This window comes from Microbacterium sorbitolivorans, from assembly GCF_003327285.1.
Classification (GTDB): Bacteria; Actinomycetota; Actinomycetes; order Actinomycetales; family Microbacteriaceae; genus Microbacterium; species Microbacterium sorbitolivorans.
Genome location: NZ_KZ848473.1, coordinates 1,015,339 through 1,036,692, shown reverse-complemented (window position 1 = coordinate 1,036,692; position 21,354 = coordinate 1,015,339). Strand labels below are relative to the sequence as shown.

The following is a 21,354-nucleotide window of genomic DNA, read 5'->3' as shown; positions in this document are numbered from 1 at the left end:
ATGCGATCTCGCGAAAAGGGTGCGGGAGTGACCCGGGTGGGTCAGATGGGGCCGAGCTCCGCGAGGTCGATGTCGGCGTTGTATTGGAAGAGGCGCGCGGGGCGGTGGGGGCCCGTGCGGAAGGCCTCCGTGGGCACGAGGGCCTCGGATCCCTCGAGCAGCCGCCGGAAGTTCGACGGGTCGAGGCGCTTGCCAAGCACCGTCTCGTACACGCCGCGCAGCTCGGCGAGGGTGAACTCGTCCGGCAGCAACGCCGCGGCGATGCGGCTGTAGCCGGCCTTATTGCGCAGCCGCCACACGGCGTAGTCGATGATGTGCTGGTGGTCGAAGGCGAGCTCCGGCAGCGCCTCGACGGGGAACCACTCGACGTTCTCGGGCGCCCCGGCGGTCGCGCGCTGCGCCTCGACGAGGTCGCTGCGCAGCAGTGCCCAGTAGACGACCGAGACCACGCGGGCGTCGGGCGAGCGGTCGATGTCGCCAAAGGTGTAGAGCTGTTCGAGCCAGCTCGGCGCGAGCGCCGTCGTCTCGGCGAGCGTGCGGCCGGCCGCGTCCTCGAGCCCCTCGGATCCGCCGAGCCAGCCGCCCGGAAGCGCCCACTGGCCGAGGAACGGCTCGCGCGTGCGCCGGACGAGCGGGATCATCAGCTGGTCGCCGTCGTCGGTCGTCCGCACCGAGAAGATGGCGGTCGAGACGGCGATGCGAACGTCGGGTGAGGCGGATGTCACAGAGATGACCCTACCGAGTCGGTGCTTCGACTCCGGTGAGATGCGGCGGCGTCGGCGAGCGCGTCGGCGACGCCCTCGAGGTCTGTGGCGAGCGGAGACAGCGAAAACCGGATCGATGTCCGCGCGAGATCGTCGTCGATCCCGAGGGCGAGCAGCACGTGCGAGGCGTCCTCGCTCGCCGACGAGCACGCGGATCCGCTCGACGCGATCACGCCGCGCCGCTCGAGGTCGGTCAGCACGGTCTCGCCGTTCACCCCGGCGATCGTGAAGCTCGCGACGTGGGGGATCCGCCGCGAGGGGTGCCCCGTGAGCGCCGCGCCCGGCACGCGCGCGAGCACGTCCGCGATAAAACGATCCCGGATCCGCGACACCCGCTCGGCGGTCGCCGCGCGTTCCGCGTCGGCGAGCTCGAGCGCCGTCGCGAGCGCGACCGCGCCGGCGACGGACTCGGTTCCGGATCGGCGCCCGCGCTCCTGACCGCCGCCGTGGAGGAGCGGCTCGAGGGGGATCCGCGCGGGCGCGATGAGCGCGCCGGTGCCCTGGGGCGCGCCGATCTTGTGGCCGGAGATCGCGAGGGTGCGCAGCGCCCGCGGGGCGGCGGGGGCGAGGGGGAGCCAGCCAGCCGCCTGCACGGCGTCGACGTGGAGGGGCACGCCTCGGGCCGCGCACACGCCCTCGATCTCGGCGATCGGCTGCACTGTGCCGACCTCGTTGTTGGCGTAGCCGATCGCGACGAGCGCGGTGTCGTCGCGGATCGCCGCCGCGACAGCGCCCGGATCCACGACCCCCTGGTGGTCGACCGGCAGCACCGTGACGTCGAAGCCGTGGACGCGCCCGAGCGCCCGCACCGATTCGAGCACGCTCGAGTGCTCGATCGCGGTCGTGATGACGTGACGCGCGCCGCGGCCGAGAAGGGCCGCCACGGCGACGCCCTTGATCCCGAGGTTGTTCGACTCGGTGCCGCCCGAGGTGAAGATCACGTCGCCCGCCCGTGCGCCGGTGACGCGCGCGATCCGCCGCCGCGCGTCGTCGAGGGCCGCGCGGGCGGCCTGCCCGGCGCCGTGCACGCTCGAGGGGTTGCCGAACTCGGTCGTGAGGTACGGCGTCATGGCGGCGAGCACCTCGCGCCGGACGGGCGAGGTGGCGGCGTGATCGAGGTACATCAGCCCTGCTCGAGCGCGATGTCGAGCCCCAGGTCGATGCCGCGGGCGGCGTGCGTCAGGGCGCCGACCGAGATGACGTCGACGCCCGTGGCGGCGATGCCGGCGACGGTGTCGAGGTTCACGCCGCCCGAGGCCTCGACGATGGCGCGATCGCCGATCAGGGCGACGCCCGCGCGCAGGTCGTCGAGCGAGAAGTTGTCGAGCATGATGGTGTCGACGCCCGCCGCGAGGACCGCGGGGATCTGGTCGAGGCGGTCGACCTCGACCTCGATGTGGGTCGTGTGGGGGAGCCGCGCGCGTGCGTCGCGGAGCGCCCCGGTGAGGTCGTCGCCGACGAGGGCCAGGTGGTTGTCCTTCGCCATGACGGCGTCGGAGAGCGAGAAACGGTGGTTGTGTCCGCCGCCCGCGACGACCGCGTGCCGCTCGAGGGCGCGAAGCCCGGGCGTCATCTTGCGGGTGTCGGCGATGCGCGCCGCCGTGCCCCGCACGGCCGCGACGTAGCGGGCCGTGAGGGTCGAGACGCCCGACATGCGCTGCGTGAGGTTCAGCGCGACGCGCTCGGCCGTCAGCACCGCGCGGGCCGGCCCCGCGACGCGGGCGAGCCGGTCGCCGGCGGCGAAGGCGGATCCGTCGGCCGCGAGGAGCTCGACGCGGATCGCGGGATCCGTGGCGGCGAAGGCAGCGCGGAAGACGGATCCGCCGCTGAAGACGCCGGGCTCGCGCGCGACGAGGTCGGCGGTCGCGGTGGCGTCCGCCGGGATCAGGGTCTCGCTCGTGAGGTCGCCCCACGGGGCGTCCTCGTCGAGGGCGCGGCGCACGACGCGGTCGATGGCGGTCTGGGTCAGCATGATGCCTCCTCGAGGGCGGGAATAGGTGCCGCGTCGGAGCGGAAGTGCGCGCCGACGGATCCGGTGCGGGCGCGGGCGGCGCGCACGATCTCGCGCGCGACGGTCAGCAGGCTGCGCAGTTCAAGGCCCATGGCATCGGCCGGCTCGGGCAGTTCCCGCATCCACCCGTCGATACGGTCAGCCGCGCGGGCGAGCCCGGCCTCGGTGCGGGCGAGCCCCGCCTCCCGCCACATCAGCTCGCGCAACTCGCTCCGTACACGACGACGCAAATTTTTGTGCTCAGGCGACCGGGAACCGGTTTTTGTGACTGTCGGAGTAAATTTTTGCGTCGTTGTGTACGGGGTCGTGCGTGAACGCGCCGCGGCGGATCCGGCCCTCGCGCCGAAGACGACTCCCTCGAGGAGCGAGTTCGACGCCAGGCGGTTCGCGCCGTGGACGCCCGTGTGGGCGGTCTCGCCGGCGGCGTATAGGCCGGGGACGCTCGTGCGCCCCTCGAGGTCGGTGACGACGCCGCCCATCAGGTAGTGCGCCGCGGGGGCCACGGGGATGGGCTCGCGCGTCCAGTCGAGCCCGCGTTCGCGCACGGCGCGGTCGATCGTGGGGAACCGCTCGGGCAACTCGTCACCGAGGGCGTTCGCATCGAGCATCACGGGGCGGCCGCCCTGCCGGGCCATCGCCTCGGCGATCGCGCGGGCGACGACGTCGCGCGGGGCGAGCTCCGCGTCGGGGTGCGCGTCGAGGCAGAACCTCGCGCCCGCCTCGTCGAGCAGCACGGCGCCCTCGCCGCGCACGGCCTCCGAGACGAGGAAGGCCTCGCCCTCGGCCAACACAGTGGGGTGGAACTGCACGAACTCCATGCCGGCGACCTCGGCGCCGGCGCGGAGGGCCGCGGCGATGCCGTCGCCCGTCGCGACCGCGGGGTTCGTCGTGCGGGCGTAGACCTGGCCGGCGCCACCGGTCGCGAGGACCACGGCGTCGGCCGCCTCGGCATACACGGCGCCGTCCGGATCCATCAGGTGCGCGCCCACGGCCGCCCCGCCCGCGAGCGCGACGTCGACCAGCGTGGTCCGCTCGTGCACCGCGATGCCCGCCGCGCGGACGGCGGCGACGAGCGCCCGCTCGATCTCGGCGCCGGTGGCGTCGCCGCCGGCGTGCAGGATCCGCGGGTACGAGTGCGCACCCTCGAGCCCGCGCTCGAGGTGGCCCGCCGCGTCGCGATCGAAGCGCACGCCGAGGTCGATCAGCCACGCGATCGCCTCGGTGCCGCCGGCGACGAGCGCGCGCACGGCGTCCGGATCCGCGAGTCGCGCCGAGGCGCGCAGGGTGTCGGCCTCGTGGCTCGCGACCGAGTCGTCGGGGAAGACGACGCCGGCGATGCCGCCCTGCGCGTGCGCCGTCGCGGCGTCGGAGACGCCCGCCTTGGTGACGACCGTCACGTCGGCGCCGCGCGAGGCGGCCGTGAGCGCAGCGGTCAGGCCCGCGATGCCGCTGCCGACGACGAGCACACGGCTCACGGGGTCGCCGCCAGCATGCGGTCGAGCGCGACGCGGGCGGGCACGGCGACGTCGGGGGCGACGCCGATGCGGTTCACGGTGCGGCCGGCGACGAGCTCCTCGAGCACCCACGCGAGGTAGGCGGGGTGGATCCGGTACATCGTCGAGCAGGGGCAGACGACGGGGTCAAGGCAGAAGATCGTGTGCTGCGGGTGCTGCGCCGCGAGGCGCTGCACGAGGTTGATCTCGGTTCCGATCGCGAAGGTCGTGGGCTCGGTCGCGCCCTCGATCGCGCGGCGGATGACGTCGGTGGATCCGGATTCGTCGGCCGCGTCGACGACCGCCATGGGGCACTCGGGGTGCACGATGACGCGCACCCCGGGGTGCTCGGCGCGGGCCTTGTCGATCTGCGCCGTCGTGAAGCGGCGGTGCACCGAGCAGAAGCCGTGCCAGAGGATCACGCGGGAATCCTCGAGCTCGCCGGCGGTGGATCCGCCGAGGGGCTGTCGCGGGTTCCACATCGGCATGAGGCCGAGCGGCACGCCCATCGCCTTGGCGATGTTGCGGCCCAGGTGCTGGTCGGGGAAGAACAGCACGCGGCGGCCGCGCGCGAAGGCCCACTCGAGCACGGTGCGGGCGTTCGACGAGGTGCAGACGATGCCGCCGTTGCGGCCCACGAAGCCCTTGATCGCGGCAGACGAGTTCATGTATGTCACGGGGATGACCGGAACGAGACCGTCCTCGTCCTCCTTGTCGAGCGGGCCGAGTACGTCCTCCAGCTGCTCCCAGCACTCCTCGACCTCGTCGATCGTGGCCATGTCGGCCATCGAGCAGCCGGCGCCGAGGTGGGGGAGGATGACGTTCTGCCCGGCGCCCGAGAGGATGTCGGCCGTCTCGGCCATGAAGTGCACGCCGCAGAAGACGATCGCCTCGGCGTCCGGGTGCTCGGTCGCGGCGCGCGCCAGCTGGAACGAGTCGCCGACGTAGTCGGCGTGCTGCACGATCTCGTCGCGCTGGTAGAAGTGCCCCAGCACGACGACGCGCTCGCCGAGGGTCGTGCGGGCGGCGCGGATCCGCTCGTGCAGCTCCGCGTCGCTCGCGTCGCGATACTCCGCGGGGATCTCGCCCTGCACGGGCGCGGCCGCGGGGAACGGATCCGCGGACGAGGATCCGGGACCGTAGCCCGGCGCGGCGTCGAAGCTCCACGGCGCGGCCGTGAGGTCGCTCTCGCAGGCGCTCGAGGGATCCGCGGCGATCGCGCGGGCGACCGAGGGGTCGCGTTCGAGGGTGATCCGGGTGGCGGCCATGGTGCTCCTCCGACGGTTAAGGTGGAATTGACCAGAAGCTTACACCCTATAAAGGTCAACTTGACCATTAGGGGATCGGCTACGCTCGTTCAGAAGACACGGGGTGTCCCCAACCGGGGGACTGAGAGCACACCCGATGAACCTGATCTCGTTCACACGAGCGGAGGGATGTCGATGTTCGACACTGCACTGAAGCCTGTCCACCCGATCGATCTGCGCACCTACCTGGTCGCCGATCTCGCCACGATTGGCGACGGCGACGTCGTGCGCATCGTCGACGAGGCCGTCGCGGGCGGCGCGACGACGGTGCAGATCCGCGGCAAGCTGCTGAGCGACGCGGAGCTTCTGCGCGTCGTCACGGCGGTCGCCGACCGCGTCGACGGGCGCGCGACGCTTCTCGTCAACGACCGCGTCGACGTGTACCTCGCGGCGCGCGAGGCGGGCGCCGCGGTGCACGGCCTGCACATCGGCCAGAGCGACGGCGGACCCCTCGAGGTGCGCGAGCGCATCGGTGCCCACGCGGTGCTCGGGCTCAGCGCCGCGAAGCCTGAGGAGCTCGCGGCCGCCGCGGCGCTGCGCCCCGGCGTGCTCGACTATCTCGGCGTCGGCGCCGTGCGCGCGACCCCGACGAAGCCCGACGCCCCCACGCCGCTCGGCTGGGAGGGGCTCGCCCGCGCCGTCGCCCAGGCGGGCCCGCTGCCCTGCGTCGCGATCGGCGGCGTCGGTTTCGGCGACGCGGCGGAGGCCCGCGCCGCGGGCGCCTCGGGCCTCGCCGTCGTCCGCGCGATCTGCTCCGCGGACGACCCCCGGGCCGCCGCGCGCGAGCTCCGCGACGAGTGGGACCGCGAGCGGATCCCGAACGTCCTCTCGATCGCCGGATCCGACCCCTCGGGCGGGGCGGGGATCCAGGCCGACCTGAAGTCGATCCAGGCGACCGGCGGCTACGGCATGGCGGCGGTCACCGCCCTCACGGCGCAGAACACCCGCGGCGTCTCGGGCGTGCACACGCCGCCCGCGGAGTTCCTCACGAGTCAGCTCGACGCGATCTCGAATGACGTGCGCATCGACGCCGTCAAGATCGGCATGCTCGCGAACGCCGAGGTCATCCAGGCCGTCACCGAATGGATCGCGGCCCTCTCTCCGAAGCCCGCCGTCGTGCTTGACCCCGTCATGATCGCCACGAGCGGCGACCGCCTGCTCGATGCGGACGCGTCCCGAGCCCTCGACGGTCTGATCGCGCTGGCCGACGTCGTCACTCCGAACCTGCCGGAACTCGCGGCGCTCCTCGGGGCCGACACGGCCTCGAGCTGGGACGAGGCGCTGGGCCAGGCCCGCGAGCTTGCATCGCGGCACGGCGTGCTCGTGCTCGCGAAGGGCGGCCACCTCGACGGCGACACCGCGCCCGACGCGCTCGTGTCGGCCGGCGGCGTCGTCGCCTCGTTCGAGAGCCCCCGCATCGCGACGACGAACACCCACGGAACCGGCTGCTCGCTCTCGTCCGCGCTCGCGACGATCTATGCGCGCACGGGGCGGGGCGCCGACGCCTGGACGTGGTCGGCGCGCCTCGCGCACGAGTGGATCCACGGCGCGATCCTCGCGGCCGACGCCCTCGAGGTCGGATCCGGCAGCGGCCCGCTCGATCACGCGTACGCGACCCGCGCAGGGCTCGCGGCGCCGCGCCGCGACGCCGAGCTCGACGCCTGGTGGGGCGACGTGCTGCCGATCGTCGAGGGCATCTACGGCGATGACTTCGTCGCGAGCCTCGGCGACGGCACGCTCGACCTCGCGCGCTTCGAGACCTATATCGCGCAGGACTCGGTGTACCTCTTCGCCTACTCCGACCTGCTCGCCCGGGCGGCGGAGCTGTCGGCGGATCCGGCCGAGAAGGCGTTCTGGCGGGCCTCGTCCGAGGCGGCCGTCGCGACCGAGATGGAGCTGCACCGCTCGCGCGGCGCGGGGGAGCGAGTGCCCGCCTCGCCCGAGACCGAGGCATACGTCGCGCACCTCGAGCGCGCGGGCGGCGAGCACGCCGTGCTCATCGCGGCGCTGCTGCCGTGCTTCTGGATCTACGAGCAGGTGGGCCTCACGCTCGCGTCGAAGAACCACGCGGGCCACCCATATGGCGACTGGCTCTCGACCTACGGATCCCCGGAGTTCACAGAGTCGACCCGGCAGGCCATCGAGCTCGTCCAGCGGGCGGCCCACCGCGCCGACCGTGCCACCCTCACCCGCATGCGCGAGGCCTTCACCCTGTCCTCCCGCCACGAGCGGGCCTTCTTCGCGCAGGCGTAATTCCTCACTTCCCCGCGAACCCTGCAATTCTCCGCGCGGTCATCTGCGATTCGCAGATGACCGCGCGGAGAAATGACGACTTGTAGGCTCGAGCGTCGTGGAGATACGAGCGCTGACCGACACCGACATCGAGCCCGTCGTTGAGCTCTGGCAACAAGCAGGGCTGACGAGGCCGTGGAACGACCCGCACAAAGACATCGAGCGGGCCCGCGCGGTCTATCCGGAGCTCGTGCTGGTTGCGGCAGATGCGGATGCCCTGATCGGATCAGTCATCGCCGGTTACGACGGGCACCGTGGCTGGCTCTATTACCTTGCGACCGCGGCCGATCGCCGCGGTGAGGGCATCGGGCGCGCACTGGTTGCAGAGGCGGAACTGCGGCTCTTGCGGCTCGGGTGCCCGAAGGTGCAGCTCATGGTGCGTTCGACAAATGCTGACGTTCTGGGGTTCTACGATTCGCTGGGGTACGAACGATCCGACGTCATCGTCAGCGGTAAGCGGCTGATCGAAGATGCCTGAGGCTATCCGCGCAGAAGCGTGGCGAGCGTGCGCAGGCGTGTGCTGTTTCTCGTCGCGACCCGCGGCACCCCCACGCTGAGCAGAATGCTCTCGAGCTGTTTCGGATCACGGCAGTCGGCCCAGCCCCACCGAACAAAGCCGTTGACCTGCCGGCGAAGGGCATCCTCGCGTCGCTTCTCGGAGATGATCGCGGTGTCGATGCCGCCGGCTTGGAGGCGGTACTTCGAGTCGCCATCTGCCTCGCCGATGATTCCACGTGAGCGCCAATAGCAATCTGTTCGAGCGTCGCCGAGAGCGCCGAGATCGAAGGGAACCTGGAGCTCAGGGATCTCGAATCCCAGCCACTCGAACTCGGCGAGGCTCAGCGACTCGAGTACTGATTCGGGGATCCCCGTTGCCCGCTCGAGCGCCCACAGAGCATTCGCGGCGCCGCGCGCACTCGCACGCGCCTCGTTGTTGGCGACGAGCTCGCCGCGCGTGATGTTCTGAAGCCTCATGGCCTGGTCGAGCGCCGCCAGGCCGAAGGCCGGATGGTTTCGACGCGCGATATCGACGACGGTGTCGACGGCGCTCGTCATGAGAATTCCGGCTGTTTCGACCGGGGCAACCTCGTCGATAGAGAAGTGAGCGCGAACAATTCCGGTGATGCGCGCGGCGCCGCTCTTATGTGCGAGGACGTGCACGTATTGCGGTCGGCCGAGGAACGGGAGGCCTTGCAACGCAGCGGCCGATTCTTCGACGAAGATCGCGTCCGGCCGCCTGCGCTGCACGGCGTAGACCTTGGCGAGATACCGATCCCACACTGACAGCTTGCGCCAATCGTGTTCGTGGACATAGACACCCGGCACGATCCGCACGACGGCGTGAGATCTCACGTACGTGTCGAATCCGGATCCGAATTCACTCCGCACCAGGAGCTCGATGGGACAGGCCACGAGGTCGGGCTGCGCGCGAAGGAGTTGGTTCATGTCCCGAGGCTTGCAGGAACGTGGCGCCAACGCGCGGCCCGGACCGAATTTGTGGAGAGATCAGCCGTAATCGCGCGTGTGGACAGTTTGCGCGGCGCGGAGCTGTGTGTGATGATTCCTCATTTCCCCCTCACACCTGCATTTCTCCGCGCCGTCGTATGCGAATCGCATACGACGGCGCGGAGAATTGCAGAGTTGGTGGAGAATTGATGACTTGTAGGCTCGACCCATGGCTACTCCTGACTTCATCCTTCGGTTGCGCGAGAAGATCGGGCACGACCTGCTGTGGCTCACGGGCGTGACGGCGGTCGTCGTGAAGGACGATGCGGTGCTCCTCGTCGAGCGCGCCGACAACGGGCGCATCACGCCGGTGACCGGCATCGTGGATCCGGGCGAGGAACCCGCCGTCGCCGCCGAGCGCGAGGTGCTCGAAGAGGCGGGCCTCGTCGCCGAGACCGAGGCGCTCGTGTGGGTGCACTCGATGGCCCCGCAGGAGTTCATGAACGGCGACAAGGCCCAGTTCATGGACATCGTGCTGCGCTGCCGCTACGTCAGCGGCGAGCCGCACCCCGCCGACGGTGAGAATGCCCGCGCGTGGTGGTGCCCGATCGACGAGCTCGACACGGCGGGCCTCGCCGGCGACATGCTCGAGCGCATCCACACCGCGCTCGGCCACGAGGGCACGGCGCGGTTCGCGCGATGATCGATCACGAGAACAAGCGGATCCACGTCAGCGCGGTCGTCCTGCGACACCCGGAGACGGGTTGGATCCTCACGGTGCGAAAGCGCGGCACGAGCATGTTCATGCAGCCGGGCGGCAAGCCGGATCCGGGGGAGGGGCCCGTCGAGACGGCGGTCCGCGAGATCCGGGAGGAGCTGCGCGTCGACCTGGATCCGGACGCGATGCGGCTGCTCGGCGTGTACGAGGCGCCCGCGGCGAACGAGGGCGGCTACACCGTCGTCGGGACGGTGTTCACGCACCCGCCCGTCGAGGTGACGGAGCCCGCCGCCGAGATCGAAGAGATCCGCTGGGTGGATCCGGAAGCGCCGATGTCGGCCGATCTCGCGCCGCTCATGACACACCACATCGTGCCGGCGCTCCGCGAGCTCGACCACTAAATCATCAATTCTCCGCGCCGTCGTATGCGATTCGCATACGACGGCGCGGAGAATTGCAGAGTTGTGGCGGGGCTAGGGCAGGAACGGCGCCGCCAGCGGGTAGCCCACGAAGGCGAACGTGTCGAGCAGCGTGTGCGCGATCACGAGCGGCATGACCCGGCGCCACCTGAGGTAGACCCAGCCGAAGGCGAGTCCCATCACCATGTTCCCGAGCGCCATCGCCGGGCCCTGGTAGAGGTGGTACAGGCCGCGGAGGGCCGCGACCGAGACAAGCACCTGCCAGGGCCTCCAGATCGAGGTGAGCTTCTCGATGAGGTATCCATTCAGGATCACCTCTTCGAGAAGCCCCGCGCGCAGGGCGGAGAAGATGAGCAGCGGAATCGTCCACCAGGCCGCGTCGAGCTCGGACGCCTGCACCTGAAGGGTCAGCCCCGCCAGCCGGCTGACGGCGTAGAGGGCGAGGCCCGGGATCCCGATGGCCGCGAGCAGCGCGACCGCGGTGCCGATGTCGCGGCCGATGCGCGAGAAGTTCAGCCCGATGCGATCAAACGCGCGGCGCGACGGCTCCCAGAGCAGATAGATGACGAGCGCGACGAGCGCGAGGTCGAAGAAGATGTCGAGCACGCGGTAGATCGCGTCCCAGATCGCCTGGTCGGCTCGGCTGGGGTTGAGCGACGTCGCCTGCTGCGAGAGTGGGGCGGTCATCGCCGACCTCACGAACGACACGATGGAGTAGACGGCCGACTGCCCGATCGACAGCGCGAGGACGATTCCGACCTCCCAGAGCAGGCGGGTTCGGGCGGGCGCGGAAGTGGTCACGAGAGTCAGCGTGCCACAGCCAGGCTATGTCCACCTGGAATGCAGGAAAGGAGCGTACCGTTGAGCACATTGCGTAACCCGTAGATAAAACTGTGTGCTTCCTGAGCAGTCTGTAGGAATCTGACTTTGATGATTTCCTTGCGAGCGCATATAGTCACGGGGCGGTGCGCGATGTCTTACCCGACCTTCGTGCGCACCCGTCTCTTCCCAAGGAGTAACAGTGAAACGCAAAACCTACACCTTCACCGGTGTCGCAGTTCTCGGTATCGCTGGCGTCGCCCTCGCGGGTTGCGCCCCGGCCGACGACAGTAGCGACTCGGCCCAGGTTTCCGGCCCCGCATTCACAATCTCGTCGAACGCCGATGGCGGCCACGAGGGCTGGATCAACGCCGTTTCGAACTCGATCTCGGGCGCCCTCGGCATCCCGGTTGAGGCCGACATGTACCCCGACTTCGCGAGCTTCCTCGATGACCGCGACGCCGAGACCGTCCCCGGTGCCTTCCGCGCCGGATGGCAGGGCGACTACCCGGGCCTCTACAACTTCCTCGGCCCGCTCTACACGACGGGCGCCGAGTCGAACGACGCGGCCTACTCGTCGGAGGAGTTCGACACGCTCGTTGCCGAGGGCATCAGCGAGGCCGACACCGACAAGGCCGCCGACCTGTTCAACCAGGCCCAGGAAGTCCTGCTGCAGGACCTCCCGGTCATCCCGCTCTGGTACCAGAACGCCGTGGGCGGCTGGAGCGAGAACGTCGACAACGTCGAGTTCGGTTGGGACTCGGTCCCGCTGTTCGACGGGGTGACCAAGAGCACCGACGGCCCAATCATCGCGAATGGCACCGAGCCGCAGAACCCGATCCTGCCGAGCCGCACCGACGAGGTCGGCGGCGGACGCGTTCTCGACACGATCTTCGCGGGTCTCGTGAGCTACAAGGCCGACGGTTCGATCGAGAACGACGTCGCCGAGTCGATCACTCAGGACTCGCCGACGCAGCTCACGATCAAGGTCCGCGACGGCCTCACCTTCACCAACGGCGAGCCCGTCAATGCCGACAGCTTCATCAACGCGTGGAACTACGGCGCCATCGCGTCGAACGCGCAGAAGTCGACGTACTTCTTCCAGGACATCGAGGGCTTCGTCAACACCGAAGACCAGTACGGTGCTCCGGATGAGGGCCTCTCGGGCCTCAAGAAGATCGACGACCTGACCTTCCAGGTCACGCTGAACAAGCCCGCCGCTGACTTCGCTCAGCGCCTCGGCTACGCGGCGTACTCGCCGCTTCCCGAGGTCGCGTTCGACGACATGGATGCCTTCGGCGAGAACCCGATCGGTAACGGTCCGTTCAAGCTCGACGGCGAGGGCGCGTGGCAGCACGACGTGCAGATCGCGCTCGTGAAGAACGAGGACTACGACGGTCCGACCCCGGCGCAGGCCGACGGCCTGACCTTCAAGTTCTACGCCAGCTTCGAGGCGGCGTACAACGACCTGCTCGCGAACAACCTCGACATCCTCGACACGCTGCCCGACCTGGCGTACGAGACGTACCAGGACGAGCTCGGCGACCGCTCGGTGAACCAGCCCGGCGCGCTCATCCAGACCCTCGCCATCGGCGAGTACGTCGACCACTTCGGCCCCGACGAAGAGGGCACGCTGCGCCGCCAGGCGATCTCGATGGCGATCGACCGCGAGGCGATCACCGACAAGATCTTCTCGGGCACCCGCCAGCCGGCCACCGACTTCACCTCGCCGGTGATCGACGGTTGGACCGACGACCTTGAGGGCGACGAGGTTCTCGAGTACAACCCGGAGAAGGCGAAGGAACTCTGGGACCAGGCCAACGAGATCAGCCCCTGGGAGTGATCTCTCCGACCAACCGTTGATGTGAGGCGGTGGCCTAGTGCCACCGCCTCACACCGTGTTGGAACCGTAATTCCATCTAAGGAGGCTCGAGGGTGCTCATCTACATCCTCAAGAGGATCCTGCAAGTGATCCCCGTGTTCCTCGGGGCGACCCTGCTGATCTACTTCATGGTGTTCGCCATGCCGGGCGACCCCATTGCCGCGCTCTTCGGCGACAAGCAGCCGCCGGACGCGCTGCTCGACCAGATCCGCGCGGAATACATGCTGGATCAGCCGTTCATCATCCAGTACCTGCACTACCTCGGCGGCATCTTCCGCCTCGACTTCGGCACGACCTTCGCGGGCCGCGAGGTCATCGACGTGCTGGCCGATACCTTCCCCGTGACGCTTCGCCTCGCGGTCGAGGCCGTTCTGATGGCCTTCGTCCTCGCGATCGTGATCGGTGGCCTATCGGCGTTCTTCAAGAACACCTGGTTCGACCACACGATGCTCGTCGTGTCTCTGATCTTCGTCGCCATTCCGGTGTTCGTGATCGGCTTCTTCGCCCAGTACTTCATCGGCGTCAAGCTCGGTTGGGCAAGCCCGACCGTCGGCGCCAACAACGGCTGGCTGGGCCTCATTCTTCCGGCGATCACGCTGGCGTTCAGCATCTACGCGACGAGCATGCGCCTGACGCGCTCGTCGACGATCGAGACCCTCGGTCAGGACTGGGTGCGCACCGCCTACGGCAAGGGCCTCCCGCGCCGCCGCGTCATCCCCGTTCACGTGCTGCGCAACTCGCTCATCCCGATGATCACCGACCTCGGCACCACCTTCGGTGTGCTCATGGTCGGCGCGACGGTGACCGAGGCGATCTTCAACATCCCCGGCGTGGGAAACACGCTCTACCTCGCGATCATCAAGCACGAGGCCCCGACGATCGTGTCGTTCGTCACGGTGTTCGTCGTGCTCTACGTGATCATCAACCTGCTGATCGACCTGCTGTACGGTCTGCTCGACCCGAGGATCCGCTATGTCTCGTAACGAACACTTCGTCGCGCCCGTCTCGGGCGAGGGCCTCGTCGTCGACCGCGTCTCGGTCGACGAGAAGCGCAGCAACCTGTGGCTCGACGCGTGGCGCGATATGCGCACCCGCCCGCTGTTCTGGATCGCCGCGGTCGTCGCCCTCGTGATCGTCGTGATGGCGATCGTGCCGCAGCTGTTCACGAACGTGTCGCCCGTCGGCGGCGCGTGCCAGCTGATGAACAGCAACGAGGGATCCGCCCCCGGTCACCCGCTCGGATTCGACAAGCAGGGCTGCGACATCTGGTCGCGCATCGCGTGGGGATCCCGCACCTCGGTGACGGTCGGTCTGCTCGCGACCCTCATCGGCACGATCATCGGGCTCATCATGGGCGCCCTCGCCGGCTTCTTCGGCGGCTGGATCGACGCGCTCCTGTCGCGCATCGGCGACATCTTCTTCACGATTCCCTACATCATCGCGGCGATCGTCGTGATGACCGTCGTGCCGAAGGACGACCGCACGGTGCTGGTTTTGGCCTTCGCGATTGGCGGCTTCAGCTGGGCGAGCATCGCCCGCATCGTGCGCGCCGAGGTTCTGCGCGTGAAGCAGGCGGACTTCGTGATGGCGTCCGAGGCGCTCGGTATGAGCCGCTTCAAGACACTGCTCGTGCACGTGCTGCCGAACTCGATCGCCCCGCTCATCGTGGTGGCGACCCTCGGCCTCGGAAACAACATCGTGGCCGAGTCGGTCCTGTCGTTCCTCGGCGTGGGCCTCGGCGGCGGCACCATCTCGTGGGGTGCCGACATCAGCCAGGCGCAGTCGGTCATCCGCACCGCGCCGATGTCGCTCATCTGGCCGTCGCTGGCACTGACGGTCACGGTGCTGTCATTCATCATGCTGGGCGAAGTTCTGCGCGACGCCCTGGACCCGAAGGCGAGGGCACAGCGTTGAGCACTGAAGAAACTCTCCTGTCCGTCCGCGATCTGAAGATCTCGTTCGGCAAGGGCAAGAAGCAGCGCGAGGTCGTGCACGGCGTCAGCTTCGACGTGTACGCCGGCGAGACCGTCGCGATCGTCGGCGAATCCGGATCCGGAAAGTCGACTACGGCGACCGCCGTGATCGACCTCCTGCCGGGCACCGGCGAGGTGACCAGCGGATCCGTCAAGCTGAACGGACGCGAGCTCACGACGCTGAAGCGCGCCGACATGGAGCGCCTGCGCGGCCGCGAGATCGGCTACGTTCCGCAGGATCCGATGTCGAACCTCAACCCGGTGTGGTCGATCGGCTTCCAGGTGAAGGAGACGGTCAAGGCCAACGGCCTGGCCTCGAGCCGCCGCGACGTGCACAAGATGGCGGTGGAGGTGCTGCAGAACGCGGGCCTTGCCGACGCCGAGCGCCGCCTGCACCAGTTCCCGCACCAGTTCTCGGGCGGTATGCGCCAGCGCGCGCTCATCGGTATCGGCCTCGCGGCCGACCCGAAGCTGCTCATCGCCGACGAGCCGACGAGCGCCCTCGACGTGACGGTGCAGAAGGTGATCCTCGATCACCTGGCGAGCCTCACGCGCGAGAAGGGCACCTCGGTGCTGTTCATCACGCACGACCTCGGCCTTGCCGCCGAGCGCGCGGACCGCATCATCGTGATGAACCGCGGCGAGATCGTCGAGTCGGGCCCGAGCCGCGCGATCCTCGAGAACCCGCAGCACCCGTACACGCAGCGCCTCGTGGCTGCCGCGCCGAGCCTCGCATCGACCCGCATTCAGGCGTCGGTCGTCGCGTCGGGGGAGATGCAGCAGACCTCGGTCCTCACGGAGCACGCGCCCGTTGTCGAGGTCAAGGATCTCGTCAAGGAGTACCAGATCCGTGGCGGCGGCCTGCGCAGCACGCCGTTCCGCGCCGTCGACGGGGTCTCGTTCCAGATCCCGAAGGGCAAGACGCTCGCCCTCGTGGGCGAGTCCGGATCCGGTAAGTCGACCGTCGCGAAGATGGTCCTCCAGCTGGAGAAGCCGACGAGCGGATCCGTGCTCATCGAGGGTCGCGAGACGACGTCGATGACGCGCCAGGACGTCTTCTCGCTGCGTAGCCGCATGCAGCCGGTGTTCCAGGATCCGTACGGATCCCTGGACCCGATGCGCTCGCTCGGCGCGCTGATCGCCGAGCCGCTGAAGATTCACGGCGTCGGCGACGCCGCGTCGCGTCGCGCGCGTGTCTACGAGCTTCTGGAGCAGGTCGCCCTGCCGAAGTCGCTCGCCGAGCGCTACCCGAACGAGCTCTCGGGCGGCCAGCGCCAGCGCATCGCGGTGGCGCGCGCCCTCGCGCTCAAGCCGTCGATCATCGTGCTCGACGAGGCCGTCTCGGCGCTCGACGTGCTGGTGCAGGACCAGATCCTGACCCTGCTCAGCGAGCTGCAGGCCGAGCTCGACCTGACGTACCTCTTCATCACCCACGACCTCGCGGTCGTGCGCGTGGCCGCCGACCTCGTCGCGGTCATGGAGAAGGGTCGCGTCGTCGAGCAGGGCACAGTCGACCGCGTGTTCGCGAACCCCGAGCAGGAATACACTCAGCGCCTGCTGAACGCGATTCCGGGCAAGGACCTGAAGCTCGGCGCGGCCTAAGCTCCGCCTACGAAACCGGGCGCCCTCCGCTTTGCGGGGGCGCCCGGTTTTCGTCTATAGGCTGAGCGCTATGCCGCAACGCTCCGACAAGTACGTGTTCCGTTCCACTCTCGGGTGGGTGTGGTTCGGGCTCGCCGTCGTCGTGTGCGGATACCTGCTTGTCGACATGGCGATCCGCGCGAGCGTGTGGGACGCGTTCCTCGTGACGCCGTGGCTCGCCGGCATCTGCTGGCTGGTGTGGATCTTCCAGGTCTCGCCGCGCATCGAGGCCGACGAGGACGGCGCCCGCGTTGTCAACGTCTTGCGCGTCATCGACATGCCGTGGTCGACCGTCGAGAGCGTGCGCCTGAAGTACAACGCCGAGTTCGTCCTGAAGACTGGCGCGAAGGTGACCGCGTGGGGCGGATCCTCGCGCCGCCTGCACAAGTCGATCCGGCGCCGCGCGGCCGAGGATCCCGCGGAGCAGGAGGCCGAGGCGCTCCAGAGCCTGCACGCCAACACCACCAACCGCGACGGCTACGTGCACCGATCGTGGGACGTCCCCGCCGTAGCGGCGCTCGCGGTGATCGTCGTGTGGATCGCGTTCTCGCTGATCCAGACCGGCGGGGTTGTGCTCCCGTAGCCCCGCTCAGCGCACGGTCAACTGGGCAGGATAGGATTGACTGCTTCGGTTTCGAAGCACTCTCCAACGACCCAGAAGGATCCCTTCATGGCGCTTGCCACCCGTTCAGATCTCCGTAACGTCGCGATCGTTGCCCACGTCGACCATGGCAAGACCACTCTGGTCGACGCCATGCTTCGCCAGACCGGTTCGTTCGGCGACCACGAGCACGTCGACGAGCGTGCCATGGACTCGAACGACCTCGAGCGCGAAAAGGGCATCACGATCCTCGCCAAGAACACGGCGATCACGTACAACGGTGAGCACACCGACACCCCGATCACGATCAACGTGATCGACACCCCCGGTCACGCCGACTTCGGTGGCGAGGTCGAGCGCGGTCTGTCGATGGTGCACGGCGTCGTGCTGCTCGTCGACTCGTCCGAGGGCCCGCTGCCGCAGACCCGCTTCGTGCTCCGCAAGGCGCTCGAGGCGAAGATGCCCGTGATCCTCCTGGTCAACAAGACCGACCGCCCCGATGCCCGCATCGTCGAGGTCGAGGGCGAGGCGCAGGACCTGCTTCTCGGTCTCGCCGGTGACCTCGCCGACGAGGTTCCCGACCTCGACGTCGACGCGCTGCTCGACGTTCCCGTGATCTATGCGTCCGGCCGCGCCGGTGTCGCGAGCTGGAACCGCCCCGAGAACGGCTCGCTGCCCGACACCGACAGCCTTGAGCCGCTCTTCGAGGCGATCCTCAAGCACATCCCGGCCCCGACGTACGACGACGAGGCGCCCCTGCAGGCGTGGGTCACGAACCTCGACTCGTCGGCGTTCCTTGGCCGCCTCGCGCTGCTGCGCGTCGTCAACGGCACGCTCAAGAAGGGCCAGACCGTGGCCTGGGTGCGTTCGGACGGATCCGTGCAGAACGCCCGCATCACCGAGCTGCAGATGACGAAGGCGCTCGACCGCTACCCGGCCGAGGAGGCCGGCCCCGGCGACATCGCCGTGATCGCGGGCTTCGAGGACATCATGATCGGCGAGACGATCGCCGACCCCAACGACGTGCGCCCGCTGCCGCAGATCACGATCGACGAGCCCAGCATCTCGATGACGATCGGTACCAACACCTCGCCGCTCGCCGGCAAGGTCAAGGGTCACAAGCTCACCGCCCGCATGGTCAAGGAGCGCCTCGACCGCGAGCTCATCGGTAACATGTCGATCCGCGTGAACGACATTGGTCGCCCCGACGCGTGGGAGGTGCAGGGTCGTGGTGAGCTCCAGCTCGCGATCCTCGTCGAGAACATGCGCCGTGAGGGCTTCGAGCTCACCGTCGGTAAGCCCCAGGTCGTGACCCGCAAGGACGAGAACGGCCAGACCACCGAGCCGTGGGAGCAGCTGACCGTCGACGCGCCGGAGGAGTACCTCGGCGCGATCACGCAGCTCCTCGCCGCCCGCAAGGGTCGCATGGAGTCGATGACGAACCACGGCACCGGCTGGATCCGCATCGAGTTCTCGGTGCCGAGCCGCGGCCTCATCGGCTTCCGCACCCAGTTCATGTCGATCACGCGCGGTACGGGTATCGCCAACGCGCTGTCGACCGGTTACGGCCCCTGGGCCGGAAACATCGACGCCCGCGCACAGGGATCGATCGTCGCCGACCGCTCGGGCGTCGTCACCCCCTTCGCCATGATCGGCCTGCAGGAGCGCATGTCGTTCTTCGTCAGCCCGACCGACGAGGTCTACGAGGGCATGGTCATCGGCGAGAACTCGCGCGCCGACGACATGGACGTCAACATCACGAAGGAAAAGAAGCTCACGAACATGCGTGCCGCTTCGTCGGACTCCTTCGAGTCGATGACGCCCCCGCGCATCCTCTCGCTCGAGGAGTCGCTCGAGTTCGCGAACGAGGACGAGTGCGTCGAGGTGACCCCGGAGGCCGTGCGCATCCGCAAGGTCGAGCTCGACCAGGTCATCCGCGGCCGCGAGGCCTCGCGCCGCAAGCGTCAGGGCTGATCCCGTGACGTGGCCGGCCCGCATCGTGACATGGATCCTCGCCCTCGTGGCGGGGGCCGTGTTCGGCGTGGCCGGCACGATCACGCACGCCTACACGGCCGGCCCGATTCCCGTCGGGCTGGTCGTGGCGTGCGTGGCCTGCGCCGCGATTCTCGTTGCGGTGCGTTTGCTGATTGAAGAGCGTGGCGTCGTCTGGTGGGCGGGCTTCGGCATGCTCGGCGCCATGGCGCTGTTCTCGGGGCGCGGGCCCGGCGGATCCGTCGTGGTGCCCCAGGCCGCCGAGGGCGAGTTTCCCTACGGGATCGTCTGGATGGCGGCGCTGACCCTGATCGTCGTGGGGGTCGCGGCGTGGCCGCGGATCCGCCCGGCGCGGCAGGTCGCCGAGTAAGGCATTCCTTCGAGGCGATCGTCAGACGCCGCGGCTAGAATAAGGGTGTGACTTACGTGATCGCCCTTCCCTGTGTCGATGTTAAAGACCGGGCCTGCATCGATGAATGCCCGGTCGACTGCATTTACGAGGGCGAACGTAGCCTCTATATCCACCCCGACGAGTGCGTCGACTGCGGCGCCTGCGAGCCCGTGTGCCCCGTCGAGGCGATCTACTACGAAGACGATCTGCCGGACGAGTGGTCCGACTACTACAAGGCGAACGTCGAGTTCTTCGAGGGCGTCGGCTCTCCCGGCGGCGCCGCCAAGGTGGGCGTGATCCCGAAGGATCACCCGATCATCGCCGCACTTCCCCCTCAGGGCGTCTGAGCGCGTCCGAGCTCGGCCGCGGCATGTCTGCTCCGGCCACTCGCGCGCGGAGCATGCTGCCCCGACGGTAAGGTTTTTGCATGTCCATCAACGACCTCGACGACTATCCCTGGGACAAGGTTGTGCCGTTCGCGGAGCGCGCGCGGCAGCACCCCGAGGGCATCTGTGATCTGTCGATCGGATCCCCGACCGACCCGACGCCCGCGATCATCCGCGAGGCGCTGATCGAGGCCACCGACGCCCACGCGTACCCGACGGCCGCCGGCTCGGTCGAGGTTCGCGCCGCGATCCGCGGCTGGTATGAGCGCCGCCGGGGCGTGAGCGGGCTGACCGACGCCAACGTGATCCCGACGATCGGGTCGAAGGAACTCGTGGCGCTCCTGCCGCTGCTCCTGGGGTTGGGGGAGGGCGACATCGTCGTCCACCCGCGTGCCGCCTACCCGACGTACGACGTCGGAGCGCGCGTCGCCGACGCGAAGCCGGTCGCCGCCGACGACCCCGCCGAGTGGCCCGAGGGCACCAAGCTCGTCTGGATCAACTCGCCGGGCAACCCCGACGGCCGCGTCTGGAGCGCCGAGGAGCTGCGCGCCGCGGTGGTCCGGGCGCGCGAGATCGGCGCGATCATCGCGAGCGACGAGTGTTACGCCGAGCTCGGCTGGGACGCGCCGTGGGACGCCGAGCGGATCCCGAGCATCCTGGATCCGCGGGTCGCGGGCGACTCGCTCGACGGGCTGCTGAGCGTCTACTCGCTCAGCAAGCAGTCGAACCTCGCCGGCTACCGTGCCGCGTTCGTCGCGGGCGACGCCGCGATCGTGTCGCAGCTGCTGAAGAACCGCAAGCACCTGGGGCTCATGCCCCCGGCACCGGTACAGCACGCGATGACCGTCGCGCTGGGCGACGACGAGCACGTCGATCGCCAGCGCGAGATCTACCACGCGCGCCGCGAGGCGCTGAAGCCGGCGGTCGAGGCCGCGGGCTTCCGCGTCGACGGCAGCGAGGCGGGCCTCTACCTGTGGATCACCGAGGGGCGCGGCGCCTGGGAATCGATGGGTCGGCTCGCCGAGCTCGGGATCCTCGCGGGCCCCGGCGTCTTCTACGGAGACCACTACCCGAACCATGTGCGGTTGTCGCTCACGGCGAGCGACGAGCGCATCCATGACGCCGCAGAAAGACTCCGCGGCGCGATTGTTTAGCGCGTATTGCTAGACAAAATCCCCATACATTGATGAAACCAACATAGGCCTGCCGGTGCCGGTAG

General features: G+C 69.1%; 20 protein-coding genes and 1 riboswitch. Of the genes, 13 read left to right on the top strand and 7 right to left on the bottom strand.

Annotation, left to right across the window (positions count from 1 at the left end; genetic code table 11):
- Window positions 1–41: 41 nt before the first annotated feature.
- Genes DTO57_RS05200 through nadA form a run of 5 tightly spaced genes read right to left on the bottom strand, consistent with a single transcriptional unit; the run spans window position 42 to window position 5,536 of the window.
- Entirely contained in the window at window positions 42–731 is a 690-nt protein-coding gene (locus tag DTO57_RS05200) for an NUDIX hydrolase (RefSeq protein ID WP_114117298.1), read from the bottom strand.
- Window positions 722–1,891, bottom strand: coding sequence for a cysteine desulfurase family protein (locus tag DTO57_RS05195; RefSeq protein WP_114117297.1), 1,170 nt, complete (start codon window positions 1,889–1,891; stop codon window positions 722–724). Before DTO57_RS05195 ends, DTO57_RS05200 begins: the two co-directional genes overlap by 10 nt.
- Entirely contained in the window at window positions 1,888–2,736 is an 849-nt protein-coding gene (gene nadC, locus DTO57_RS05190; RefSeq protein ID WP_114117101.1) for a carboxylating nicotinate-nucleotide diphosphorylase, read from the bottom strand. The genes DTO57_RS05195 and nadC overlap by 4 nt, the downstream gene beginning before the upstream one ends.
- Window positions 2,730–4,250: an L-aspartate oxidase gene (nadB, locus tag DTO57_RS05185; RefSeq protein ID WP_114117100.1), complete on the bottom strand. Its 1,521-nt coding sequence runs from the start codon at window positions 4,248–4,250 to the stop codon at window positions 2,730–2,732. The genes nadC and nadB overlap by 7 nt, the downstream gene beginning before the upstream one ends.
- Complete coding sequence (gene nadA / locus DTO57_RS05180) at window positions 4,247–5,536, bottom strand: quinolinate synthase NadA (RefSeq protein WP_114117099.1); 1,290 nt, start codon at window positions 5,534–5,536, stop codon at window positions 4,247–4,249. The genes nadB and nadA overlap by 4 nt, the downstream gene beginning before the upstream one ends.
- A gap of 89 nt (window positions 5,537–5,625) precedes the next feature.
- Window positions 5,626–5,722: riboswitch (TPP riboswitch) on the top strand.
- On the opposite strand from nadA, the gene thiD reads away from it, so the two are divergent.
- Both thiD and DTO57_RS05170 read left to right on the top strand, forming a co-directional pair.
- Window positions 5,711–7,828 (top strand): bifunctional hydroxymethylpyrimidine kinase/phosphomethylpyrimidine kinase, encoded by a 2,118-nt coding sequence (gene thiD / locus DTO57_RS05175; RefSeq protein WP_114117296.1) that lies wholly within the window; start codon window positions 5,711–5,713, stop codon window positions 7,826–7,828. It overlaps the preceding riboswitch by 12 nt.
- A gap of 97 nt (window positions 7,829–7,925) precedes the next feature.
- Window positions 7,926–8,345, top strand: coding sequence for a GNAT family acetyltransferase (locus DTO57_RS05170; protein ID WP_114117098.1), 420 nt, complete (start codon window positions 7,926–7,928; stop codon window positions 8,343–8,345).
- Between the two features lie 2 nt (window positions 8,346–8,347).
- On the opposite strand, the gene DTO57_RS05165 is transcribed toward DTO57_RS05170, so the two are convergent.
- Window positions 8,348–9,313 (bottom strand): hypothetical protein, encoded by a 966-nt coding sequence (locus DTO57_RS05165; RefSeq protein ID WP_114117097.1) that lies wholly within the window; start codon window positions 9,311–9,313, stop codon window positions 8,348–8,350.
- 229 nt (window positions 9,314–9,542) lie between these two features.
- On the opposite strand from DTO57_RS05165, the gene DTO57_RS05160 reads away from it, so the two are divergent.
- Both DTO57_RS05160 and DTO57_RS05155 read left to right on the top strand, forming a co-directional pair.
- Window positions 9,543–10,016 carry an NUDIX hydrolase gene (locus tag DTO57_RS05160; RefSeq protein ID WP_114117096.1) on the top strand — a complete coding sequence of 158 codons (474 nt, stop codon included), beginning with the start codon at window positions 9,543–9,545 and terminating at the stop codon, window positions 10,014–10,016.
- On the top strand, window positions 10,013–10,432 hold the full coding sequence (locus DTO57_RS05155; RefSeq protein WP_114117095.1) for an NUDIX hydrolase: 420 nt from the start codon (window positions 10,013–10,015) through the stop codon (window positions 10,430–10,432). Before DTO57_RS05160 ends, DTO57_RS05155 begins: the two co-directional genes overlap by 4 nt.
- Before the next feature lie 72 nt (window positions 10,433–10,504).
- Here the strand turns inward: DTO57_RS05155 and DTO57_RS05150 are convergent, their stop codons facing one another.
- Window positions 10,505–11,251 (bottom strand): CPBP family intramembrane glutamic endopeptidase, encoded by a 747-nt coding sequence (locus DTO57_RS05150; protein ID WP_229730530.1) that lies wholly within the window; start codon window positions 11,249–11,251, stop codon window positions 10,505–10,507.
- 220 nt (window positions 11,252–11,471) lie between these two features.
- Between DTO57_RS05150 and DTO57_RS05145 the strand changes: the two genes are divergently transcribed.
- The 9 genes from DTO57_RS05145 (at window position 11,472) to dapC (ending at window position 21,289) form a co-directional block, all read left to right on the top strand.
- A complete protein-coding gene (locus tag DTO57_RS05145) occupies window positions 11,472–13,112 on the top strand; it encodes an ABC transporter substrate-binding protein (protein WP_229730532.1) in 1,641 nt (546 codons plus the stop codon).
- 92 nt (window positions 13,113–13,204) lie between these two features.
- The gene (locus tag DTO57_RS05140) at window positions 13,205–14,134 is read left to right on the top strand and encodes an ABC transporter permease (RefSeq protein ID WP_114117093.1); all 930 of its coding nucleotides are present in this window, start codon (window positions 13,205–13,207) and stop codon (window positions 14,132–14,134) included.
- Entirely contained in the window at window positions 14,124–15,065 is a 942-nt protein-coding gene (locus DTO57_RS05135; RefSeq protein ID WP_114117092.1) for an ABC transporter permease, read from the top strand. The genes DTO57_RS05140 and DTO57_RS05135 overlap by 11 nt, the downstream gene beginning before the upstream one ends.
- Window positions 15,062–16,726 (top strand): dipeptide ABC transporter ATP-binding protein, encoded by a 1,665-nt coding sequence (locus tag DTO57_RS05130; protein ID WP_114117091.1) that lies wholly within the window; start codon window positions 15,062–15,064, stop codon window positions 16,724–16,726. Before DTO57_RS05135 ends, DTO57_RS05130 begins: the two co-directional genes overlap by 4 nt.
- A gap of 70 nt (window positions 16,727–16,796) precedes the next feature.
- Complete coding sequence (locus tag DTO57_RS05125; protein ID WP_114117090.1) at window positions 16,797–17,348, top strand: PH domain-containing protein; 552 nt, start codon at window positions 16,797–16,799, stop codon at window positions 17,346–17,348.
- A gap of 87 nt (window positions 17,349–17,435) precedes the next feature.
- A complete protein-coding gene (gene typA / locus DTO57_RS05120) occupies window positions 17,436–19,340 on the top strand; it encodes a translational GTPase TypA (protein WP_114117089.1) in 1,905 nt (634 codons plus the stop codon).
- A 4-nt stretch (window positions 19,341–19,344) separates the two neighbouring features.
- Window positions 19,345–19,728, top strand: coding sequence for a histidinol dehydrogenase (locus DTO57_RS05115; RefSeq protein ID WP_114117088.1), 384 nt, complete (start codon window positions 19,345–19,347; stop codon window positions 19,726–19,728).
- 47 nt (window positions 19,729–19,775) lie between these two features.
- Window positions 19,776–20,096, top strand: coding sequence for a ferredoxin (gene fdxA, locus DTO57_RS05110; RefSeq protein ID WP_114117087.1), 321 nt, complete (start codon window positions 19,776–19,778; stop codon window positions 20,094–20,096).
- Between the two features lie 80 nt (window positions 20,097–20,176).
- A complete protein-coding gene (gene dapC / locus DTO57_RS05105; protein ID WP_114117086.1) occupies window positions 20,177–21,289 on the top strand; it encodes a succinyldiaminopimelate transaminase in 1,113 nt (370 codons plus the stop codon).
- Window positions 21,290–21,354: the final 65 nt, after the last annotated feature.